At 68.7% G+C, this 9664-nt stretch carries 10 protein-coding genes; 1 reads left to right on the forward strand and 9 read right to left on the reverse strand.

Annotation, left to right across the window (positions count from 1 at the left end; translation table 11 throughout):
• Nucleotides 1-141 precede the first annotated feature (141 nt).
• Entirely contained in the window at nt 142-753 is a 612-nt protein-coding gene (locus tag OHA40_RS00285) for a TetR/AcrR family transcriptional regulator (RefSeq protein WP_330231048.1), read from the reverse strand.
• A gap of 26 nt (nt 754-779) precedes the next feature.
• Between OHA40_RS00285 and OHA40_RS00290 the strand changes: the two genes are divergently transcribed.
• Entirely contained in the window at nt 780-1520 is a 741-nt protein-coding gene (locus OHA40_RS00290; RefSeq protein WP_330231049.1) for an SDR family oxidoreductase, read from the forward strand.
• A gap of 78 nt (nt 1521-1598) precedes the next feature.
• Here the strand turns inward: OHA40_RS00290 and OHA40_RS00295 are convergent, their stop codons facing one another.
• The 8 genes from OHA40_RS00295 to hsaA form a co-directional block, all read right to left on the reverse strand.
• The gene (locus OHA40_RS00295; RefSeq protein ID WP_330231050.1) at nt 1599-2018 is read right to left on the reverse strand and encodes a hypothetical protein; all 420 of its coding nucleotides are present in this window, start codon (nt 2016-2018) and stop codon (nt 1599-1601) included.
• A gap of 174 nt (nt 2019-2192) precedes the next feature.
• Nucleotides 2193-2579, reverse strand: coding sequence for a VOC family protein (locus OHA40_RS00300; protein WP_330231051.1), 387 nt, complete (start codon nt 2577-2579; stop codon nt 2193-2195).
• 326 nt (nt 2580-2905) lie between these two features.
• Nucleotides 2906-3205 carry a hypothetical protein gene (locus OHA40_RS00305; protein ID WP_330231052.1) on the reverse strand — a complete coding sequence of 100 codons (300 nt, stop codon included), beginning with the start codon at nt 3203-3205 and terminating at the stop codon, nt 2906-2908.
• Between the two features lie 373 nt (nt 3206-3578).
• Nucleotides 3579-4556, reverse strand: coding sequence for a fused (3R)-hydroxyacyl-ACP dehydratase subunits HadA/HadB (locus tag OHA40_RS00310; RefSeq protein ID WP_330231053.1), 978 nt, complete (start codon nt 4554-4556; stop codon nt 3579-3581).
• Nucleotides 4557-4571: 15 nt separating this feature from the next.
• Nucleotides 4572-5693 (reverse strand): class I SAM-dependent methyltransferase, encoded by a 1122-nt coding sequence (locus tag OHA40_RS00315; protein ID WP_330231054.1) that lies wholly within the window; start codon nt 5691-5693, stop codon nt 4572-4574.
• Entirely contained in the window at nt 5690-7078 is a 1389-nt protein-coding gene (locus tag OHA40_RS00320) for an FAD-binding oxidoreductase (RefSeq protein ID WP_330231055.1), read from the reverse strand. The genes OHA40_RS00315 and OHA40_RS00320 overlap by 4 nt, the downstream gene beginning before the upstream one ends.
• Nucleotides 7002-8420, reverse strand: a complete 1419-nt coding sequence (locus OHA40_RS00325; RefSeq protein WP_330231056.1) for a class I SAM-dependent methyltransferase — start codon at nt 8418-8420, stop codon at nt 7002-7004. Before OHA40_RS00325 ends, OHA40_RS00320 begins: the two co-directional genes overlap by 77 nt.
• Nucleotides 8417-9622 (reverse strand): 3-hydroxy-9,10-secoandrosta-1,3,5(10)-triene-9,17-dione monooxygenase oxygenase subunit, encoded by a 1206-nt coding sequence (gene hsaA, locus OHA40_RS00330; RefSeq protein ID WP_330231057.1) that lies wholly within the window; start codon nt 9620-9622, stop codon nt 8417-8419. The genes OHA40_RS00325 and hsaA overlap by 4 nt, the downstream gene beginning before the upstream one ends.
• Nucleotides 9623-9664 lie beyond the last annotated feature (42 nt).

The following is a 9664-nucleotide window of genomic DNA, read 5'->3' on the forward strand; positions in this document are numbered from 1 at the left end:
CTGGTCGCGGGGTCCTCTCCGGACCACGGGACACGGCCATCGACCACGGCGCAGGCGCGTGGCCGTTGGGAACGCGCGGTATGCGGCTGCGAGCGTGCGCCGTGCGGACGGCGTCATGACCGCGCCCACGGTGCATGCGTCTCAGGGGCGGTGTGCGCGGAGACCGTCGACAAGGATGGACAGCAACCGCGGCCCTCGCGCGTCGAGTTCGGCGTCGTCCAGCCGCGACAACCAGCTGATGAGCACGATGACGTCGCGGGCTTCGGCGTCGGCGCGAACGCTGCCGGCCAAGCGACCGGCCGCCAGCAGCAGTTCCACCGCCTCACCGATCGGGCCGAGGCTGTGGGCAGCGAGGTCACGCCACGTCGCCGCCTCGACGGCGGCGAACACATCGCGCTTGACCCGGGCGTAGGCGGCCACCCGGTCGAACCACGCCGCCAACGCATCCAGCGGCTGGTGCGTCGCCAGCAGACGCGGAGCCGCGGCAACCAGCTCATCCACATCCCGGCGGTATACCTCGGCGAGGAGGTGCTCCCGTGTCGGGAAGTGCCGGTACAGCGTGCCCTGCCCGATACCGCAGGCCTTCGCGACCGCGTTGAGCTTCAGCTCTCCCGGCTCGTGCACGAGATCGCGCGCCGCTTGCAGGATCCGCTCGCGGTTGCGCTGTGCGTCCGCACGCCGCGTTCCGCCGCTCTTGACAGAAGCGGACATATGTCCGCTAAGGTCATCGGCATAATCGGTGTAACCGGACATATGTCCATTCTAGGCAGAGGATCTTCATGGCCATCCACGGCAAGGTCGTCGCCATCACCGGCGCCAGCAGCGGAATCGGTGAAGCAACAGCTCGCCACCTCGCCTCACTCGGTGCGGCCGTCGTCCTCGGCGCCCGCCGCACCGACCGGCTGGACCGGCTGGTTGCCGAGATCGAGGCCGCCGGCGGCAAGGCGGCCGCCACGCGCGTGGACGTCACCGACCCCGACGACCTCCAGTCGCTGGTCACCGTCGCCGTCGAGCGCTTCCGCCGTCTGGACGTCTTGGTGGGCAACGCCGGCATCAGCAGGATCAGCTCCATCGCCGACCTGGACGTCGAAGGCTGGTCGGCGATGGTCGACGTGAACGTCAAGGGGATCCTGCACGGGATCGCCGCAGCCCTGCCGGTGTTCCGCCGTCAGGGCAGTGGCCACCTCGTCACCGTCGTCTCGACCTCCGGGCTGAAGATCGTCCCCACCCAGGCGGTGTACGCCGGGACGAAGAACGCGGTACGCACCCTCCTGGAGGGTCTGCGGCAGGAGAGCACCGACGGGGTTCTGCGGACAACGTCGATCTCCCCGGGCTACGTCCGCACCGAGCTTATCGACAACGCCGTCGACGATCCGGCCGTGCGCGCGCAGGCCAGGCAGAACATGGCCGATCTCGGTATCGATCCCACGGCGGTGGCTCGGGCGATTGCATTCGTGATCGACCAACCCGACGACGTCGAAATCGGGGACCTGACTATTCGACCCACTCGCCAGGGCTGAGTGACCCGCTCATCGGCCAGAAGCGTGTGTTCAGTCGGATCTCACCGAGTCACCTTGCCGGGCAACCGATCAGTGGCCTCACACCGGTCGTGTCACCAGCCGAGCGAGTTGCTTCACCTGCGACGTTTTCAGTCGCACGTCCACCCGTCCCGACTGCCCCGGATCCGTCGCCGCCGGGGCGTAGGTGAAGCACACTCGGTTCGGTCGGTCGATGCTGAACTCGATTGTCGCCCACAGTGGATGCGTCATCGGTACATCAATGTGTTTGAACCGGCCCGCCCACACCATCACCCGGCGGCCGATTGTGACCGCGATCGCGCCTGAGACTGCCTGCCGCTCCCACTCCACGAGACGACCGGAAGAGCGGAAGTGGCGACGGGTGACCGAACCGGTCAAGCCCTCCTCCAAGAACACAACCTCGTCGGACGCGACCAGCGACGCACGCAGATCCTCTGGCAACCGCCCCGACCCGAACAGCAGCCGCTGCAGGGCATTCACTCATCCAGCGTAACCCTGCTGCCCCCAGATCGCCTGCTCACAACCGGTTCGCGGCATGAGCGTGCGTTCGGATGGCTTCTGCCGGCGCGTCGCGTCGGGGCGCCGGGTCACCCATTTCACCTCTGCCGGAACCTGGTCCGAGATCGACTGTGCGGTAACGCAATAGAGTGCCCTTCAGCTCTCCGCCGCCTCGACCCGCCGCCGGAGCAGGCAGAATTCGTTCCCCTCCGGGTCGGCCAGCACGTGCCACGTTTCGGCGCCGGTCTGGCCGATGTCGACCTTCCGCGCACCTGCGGCGAGCAGCCGCTCCAGTTCCGCGTCCTGATCGCGGTCGGTGGGATTCACGTCGAGGTGCAGCGGCAGCTTCCCGCGCTTCGGCTCGGTGCGGTGGCTGAACACCAGTGTGGGCTGCGAACCGCCGAAGCCGGTTCCAGGCGGACCGATCTCCAGGGCGTCGTCCTCCCAGCCGAGTTCGACGTAGCCGAGGACTTCGCACCAGAAGTCCGCCAGCCGTTGTGGGTCGGCGCAGTCGACGACGAGTTCGGTGATCCTGCAGGCCATCCGTGCGACACTACGCGTGCGGGACGGTTCCGAACAGCGATTCTCCTTGTCAGCGTGGCGAAGCGGTCATGAGGCTGGGTGCTGCGTCGGCGACGTCGTTGGGGCATCGGCATAGTTCGACCAGAAGTGAAGCAAACATAACGCTTCCCAACAATATTCCGACCGGAATCAAACCCGGCCACCAGTCTCGAGTAGCCGATTACCGGACGTCGGGTATCACCGCGGCCCCTGGTCGCCGGGCGTGGCGTTGTGGTTGCCAACCACCCGTACCTTCACTCCGACACCCTCACTCACGAGAAGATCACCGCCGTGATGTTCAGCCGGCTTCAGTTGCCCGAGGTGTCCCGGTCCTGCTGACCAAGGACGAAGGCGCCTTGGCCGTTGGGGTCCAGTCCGGTGTCCAGGACCTTGTCGTCCAGGAAGGCGGCGGCTTGCTGGTCCAGGAAGATCCGTGATCCTTCGGCATCCAGGACTTGGTCTTGCTCGGCCGGCCCTGCGGCGACCGCGAGCTGCAACGTCTCCGTGTCGCCCGCCGTGGAGATTCGCAGCCCAGCATCCTCTGGCGTCCCCTCGGCGGACGTGATGCTGCGAACGGCCTCGATGGCCGCGGGGGTGATCATCAACATGTGTCTGCTTCCTTCCCGCTGTCGGTCAGCCAGGTAGATGGCGGGCTCACGTCCTCAGGGCCAGCGTCCAACGCGATCGTCATCGGCGTCGGCAGCCAGCACCGGGGCGTTCTCCCAGGAGTAGCCATAGGTTGCTTGGTGAAACCATGGCTTCGGCGGCAGCCTCGCGTTGTTGTGTGACGTATCGAGACATTCCTACCCGAGGTGTTTCGACCATGCTTTGCTTTGAACCGCGTGAGCGATGCGTTCGTGGTGCGGGGTGGACAGCGATTCGGTGCCCCGCCGTACTGGTCAGTGCACGTGCTGGTTCCGCCCGCCTGGTACGAGCACCTTGCCGGTCAGATGGCCATGGCCGTCCCTGGTGATGGCGGTATCAACTCGCATACACGGTTGCGGAGGCTCCCGCGAAAACAGCGACCTCGGCACAGCGGGCGGTGAGCGATATGGTCGCCTGCCCGGTGGCGTCATCGAAGGATCGGACCGCGCCGCCGAAGGTGATCTCGGCGACGCGGTGGGCGTCGACAAGAACCGGGTTTGCGAACTGCACGTAGTAGCTGACGACGCAGTCCGCCACGCCGAGCCATTCGGTCAGGCAGGCGGCGCCGAGCCCCATTGTCAGCATGCCGTGGGCGGTCACCTTGCGCAGCCCCGCGTGCCGGGCGGCTTCGTCGCTCCAATGAATCGGGTTGACATCGCCGGAGACACCGGCGTAGTGAACGAGTTCACCGCGGGACAAGCGGAACACGCGTTGTGGGAATTCTCGTCCCACAGTCAATTTCGGCACAGCGGCGTGCGGGCGGGCCTCTGCCGTGGGCGGGATCGATCCCACGGGTTGCGGCGCGGGCCTGGTCGTCGCCGGTGCCGGCCCGGGCAGGTCGAGCATGGCGAGGGCCTCCACGGTCGGTGCGCGTTCGTGAGCGCGCCCGGCGAGCGTGGTGTGCACGGTCTGCACCAGGTTCGCGGTCTCGTCGCGGATGACGGTGGTGACTGCGATGAGGTCACCACCCGGTGTGGACCGACGGGAATCGACGATGACCTCGTGCGTCAGCCGATCTCCTGCTACTACGGGGCGGTGGCAGCGGATGTCCTGATCGACCTGGAGCAGGTGTGCCGGGTCGTAGCCGTCGAGCGCGGCCCGCATCTGCGACCGTTGCGCGAATGAGCCGGCCGCCGAGGCGAAGGTGATCGGCGCGACCAGGCCGGGATGGCCGAGCGCGGCGGCGGTGGCGTCGTCCCAGTGCGCAGGATGGAAGTCCTGGACGGCACGGGCGAAATCCCGGATCTTTTCTCGGCCCACCTCGTAGCGGTCGGTAACGCCGTAGCTGCGGCCCACGGTTGGGTGCGGGGACATGATGGACTCCTCGGGTCACCGTGGGGTACGAGCAGCGAAGATGCGTTGGCCGTGTGCGGCCAACGCCTGCTCGGGCCCGGGCAGAACCAGCCAGGCGGGCAGATCGGCTGCGATGAGCGCGGCGCGCCATTGGGTTTCGGTCAGGAAGATGCGGTCGGTCCCCGCGCGCACATCGTCGCGACCGGGGCGGACACCGCCGGGGCGGGGAGACATCAGGAAATGCATCGAGGTGAGCAACTGGCAGTGTTCGCGGCAGGACTCGATGACGACTAGGTGGCCGCCGGGGCGCAATAGCTGGTTCAACCGTCCCAGCGCGACGCCGCAGTGGTGGGCGTTGTGCAGCACGTTCGCGGCCAGGATGATGTCGAAGGACCGCTTCGGCGGTAGCTCGGCGTTGAGGTCGAGCAGGCCGAACCGCAGCCAGGGGTAGTGCGAGAAGCGTGCCCGGGCGGCATCGAGGAAGAACGACGACACATCGGTGAAGTGGTATTCGACGGGCAGGCCGTCGAGTAGCGGTAGGAGGTCGGCGGTGGTGCCGCCGACGCCCGCGCCCAGTTCCAGGATGCGTACGGGGTGGCGGTCGGTGGCTAGTGCGTCCACAGCCCGCGTGACGACCGCGCCCGCTGCCGCGTTCAGGTATCGGTTGACCGGGTTGTCTCGGTATGCGGCCTCGGCGGTGAGCAGGTCGGCGTCCGGGAACAGCAGTTCCTGGGCGAGCACTCGGTCCCGCACCAGATCCAGCGCATGGCGGTTGGCAGCGGCGAAGAAGCGCGCGAGCTGCGGGGAGAACCCGAGGTCGTCGCACACTCGGTCGAGATCGGCGCGGTGCGGTGCGGCGACTTCCCGAAGGGACGAGAAATGATGGCCGTCTTCGCGTTCCAGCCACCCGTGCGTGGTGAGCACACCGAGCCAGCGCCGCAGCAGCCAGCGATGTCGTGGTGCGACGTCCAGCGCTGCCGCGATGTCGTCCTCGGTGCGCGCCGTACCGCCGGACAGCGCCGGGCGCAGCGCGGCGGCCATGGCGCGCAACCCGAACAGATCGAGGTCGTCGCGCGCGGAAAGGCATTGCCGCGCATCGAAATCAGCGACCGCCGCGGCGGCGCGCGCAGCGATGTCGGGGGCATCGTCGGTGGTCATCGCGCACCGTTCAGCGGCGGGATGTTGTGATTGCAGCGGAACAGGTTGTCGGGGTCGTAGGTGCCTTTGAGCTGTTGCAGTCGCGGATAGGAATCGCGGTGGTAGGCGCGGCGCACCCGTTCTGGTGACGCGGTGTCATCGAGGATCCCGATATAAGGCCCGCCCGCCGAGCAGCCCTGTAGCGCGGCCACGACCTCGGCGATCCACCGCTGCGAGGAGTCCAGATTCGTCCCCGCCGGCCCGCCGGAGAACATGACGGCGTGGTAGGCGGCGTCGTGGTAGCCGAACGCGGTCGCATCCACCGGCACACGGCGCAGCGCGCCGCCGAGTTGATGGACCGAGACGAGCGAATACGGGGTGGGCATGTCGGCCGCGAGGTCGATGAGCGCATCGATGGCATCGTCGTCGAATGCGCGCAGCCATTCGGTTCCGGTGGCGGTGCCGTGGCCTTCGTGAAATGCCTGCTCGGTATTGCGTTGCAGCTGTGGGTATTCCAGCGGCCGGATGAGGTCGAGCTCCGGTTCGCCCAGGCGCTTCAGTCTTGCCAATTCCGCGCGGGCCCGGTCCTCGGGTCCGAAGTGGGCGACCGTGACCGCGGCCATCGCCGGCCCTTCGGGTGCGGTGGGCGGCCAGTGCAGCAGGGTCGCGCGCAGCGCCAGCTCGTCCGGGACCTCCGCGCAGAGCTCACGGAACTCGCGGAAGACGGTGCGCCCCGCGTCGAGCCGGAACAGCAGCGTCCCCGCGTGCAAGGGACCGATCGGATGCAGTTCGAACTCGACGGTCACGACGACACCGAAATTGCCGCCGCCGCCGCACAGCGCCCACAGCAGGTCGGGGTGGTGGTCCGGGCTGGTGTGCACCAACTGTCCGTCGGCCAGCACTACCTGGGCGGAGCGCACGCTGTCGCAGGTGAAACCCGCCATCCGCTGCAACCACCCGCTGCCGCCGCACAGCGTGGAACCGATCACGCCGACAGTGGACACGTCCGCTCCGGTCACGGCCAAGCCGTGCCGGTGACAAGCGCGATCGAACTCCGCCCAGGTGACGCCCGCGCCGACTGTGGCGCGCCGGGCGAGAGGATCGATGGTGATCGTCCGCAGGTCCGAGAGATCCAGCAGTAGTGAGCCGTTCACTGCTGGATGCCGAGCGACCTCATGGCCGCCGCCGCGTATCGCCACGGCCATCCCGTGCCGTCGCGCCGTCGTGATCGCGGCCCGCACGTCGGGGACCCGGGCGCAGCGCACGACGGCGGCAGGCCGCTGGTCGACGGCGGTGTTCCAGCGTCGCCACGCCTGGTCGTAACCCGGATCACCCGGCACCAGGACGGCACCCCGGCAGTTCGCGCGCAGGTCGGCCAGATAGTCCGTAGGTCGTGTGGTGGTCATGGGCGGCGAACTCCTCGGAGACGACGATGGAAGGCTGTGTCGCTGCGGCGCCGAGCAATTCGAGATAGTCGGTGAGAACCTCCGGCATCCGGCGGCGCACATAGCGGGTGAACGGGTCGTTGCAGGCGCTGTGCGGCGGATCGGCACGCACCGCTTCCACCCCCGAATGGTGTTCTGGCCGACCGACCGCGAGGAACCGAGCGTCGGCCGAGTCGAGCAGGACCGCGCATTCCGGCGGTGCCACCGCCGCGAGCACAGCGGGAGCGACCGCGTCCGCGGCGTCGTGGTCGAGTAGCGCGTTCGGGATGCCGGTGACCATGGTCGCGTCCCGGCGGATGGTGTCGGCGAGGGTGGCGATTCGGTCGGCGGTGCCGCGGCCGGTGAGGTCGCGCCAGGCGACGCTACGGTTCGGGCCGGGCGCCGGCGCGTCTACCGTCAGCACCACGTCGTAGCGATATCGGGTCAGCTCGGTGTCGTCCCGCATCGGCTTGGCGTAGCAGGCTACCCGCACCGATCGGGAATGCCCGCGGGCGATTCGCGCGAAGACCCGGGGATCGCACAGCAGCTCTTCGTCGGCCTCGAGTCGGGCGGCGGTCCGCCGTGTCAAGTCGTCGGCGCCGAGACTGGGAGCGCGCGCCAGTTCCAGCCATCGAGCGAAATCCGGGGCCGCGGCGAGATTGCGGATGTCACCCACGACAACGGTGCCCCCGGGCGCGACCGCATCGAGGGCATCCTCGAGTACGGCGGCGAGGTAGCGCTCGTCCGGAAAGCACTGGGTCACGCTGTTGAGCACCACGCAGTCCGGCCGCCCGATCGCGTCCAACGCACGCAACGCCGCCGTCACCTGGTCGGCGGTCAGCTCGTGCGCGGCGGCACGCAGCACCGAGACCCCGGGGAGCCGTCGCGCGCGCAGCCTTTCCACCACGGGCGCGGCCGGGTCCAGTCCCACATAGCCGCGCGTGGACGGAGACAGTCGGTGGACGAGAAGACCACTGCCGCAGCCGATCTCGATAACGGTTCCGGGCTGTCCGCGACGTACCAGGCCGACGGCGTGATCGATCCACTCCAGCATGTGCTCGCGCGGGAACGCCGCACCGGTGTCGGAGGCCCGCCATCCGGACAGATCCAGATCGTCGCCGTGGCGTAGCTCCTCGGAGGAATAGACGTACTCATACACGTGCCGCCAGTGCTCGAGGTACTCGACGAGCATTGCCCCGGGGGCGGGCCGCACCGCGACGGTTTCGGCGGCGGGGCGCACCACGAGCGCCGCACGCCGCGCGTCCCACCACGCCGAGTCGACCCACGGATGCCGCCCGAGCACGGCGACCAGCTGCTCGGTCACGGCTTGCGCGCCTCCGACACAGCCGCGAGTTCGGCCGCGGCAAACATGCGGTACACGCGTTCGGGATCATTGGCCGCGTGCGCTCGCCCCCCGTGCACGTCGCGCCAGAAACGCTGTACGGCGCTGTCGGGCCGCAACGCGCGGCCGCCGGAGCTTTCGAACAGTCGATCCATGGCGGCCACGGCGCGCTCGGTGCCGCGGACCTGGTCGCGGCGCAGCCGCAACCGATCCCGCGGTCCGATGGGCTGGTCGGCCACCGCCAGCGCGTACAGTTCGTCGATGTTGTGGGTGATCTGGCGCCAGGCCGCGTCGATCTCGGTGGCGGCGAGCGCGATTCGCTCCAGCGTGGCCGGGTCGTCGCGGAACTCGTCACCGCGGTATCCGGTGTCCTTCCGTGCATCGCCGGGCAGCGCGGCCCGCACCCGACCGCTCTGCTGCTCCAGATACGCCCGATAACCGCCGCGCGCCATGCCGACAATGGCTGCGGTGATGGCGCTGGTGTGCAGGCAGCCGAACGGAATTCGGTACAGCGCCCCGTCGTTGGCCTGCTGCCCCGGTGTTCGGCATGCGGTCACCGCATCGGAGGCGAGCACCCGGTGTGCGGGCACGAAGACCTCGTCGACATGAATGTCGTTGCTTCCGGTGCCCCGCAGGCCCATCGCCTGCCACACGTCCGAGACGCGATAGTCGTCAGCGGGCACCAGGAACGTGCACGAATCGATGGGTTCGCCGTTGTCGATCACCCGTGCGCCCAGCAACGCCCACCGCGCGTGGTCACAGCCGGAAGCGAAACCCCATGTGCCGCTGAGCCGATAACCGCCCTCGGCGGGAACGGCGGTGCCGGTCATGGCGTACGAGGAGCAGATGGGGAGGTCCACGCCCGATCCCCACACTTCGTCCTGGGCACGGCTGTCGAACAGCGCAATGTTCCAAGGCGACACACCGAGAACGGAGGCGACCCACCCGGTCGAGCCGCACGCCGAGGCCAGCTCGGCGGCTGCGGTGTAGAAGGTGGCGGGATGCGCCTCGTGCCCGCCGTAGCGGCGCGGGCGCAGCAGGCCGAAGAACCCTGTCGCGGTGATCTCTTCCAGCGACTCGATCGGAATCCGCCTGGCCTGCTCGGTGTCCTGGGCACGCTTGCTCAGCGTCGGCAGCAGTTCGCCGACCGCGGCCAGTACCGCGGCAGTGGCGTCGTTGGTCATTGCGTTGTCCTCCCTTGCGGGTCGTGTGATCCGGGGGGCGGG

This window comes from Nocardia sp. NBC_00508, from assembly GCF_036346875.1.
In the GTDB taxonomy this organism is placed as follows: Bacteria; Actinomycetota; Actinomycetes; order Mycobacteriales; family Mycobacteriaceae; genus Nocardia.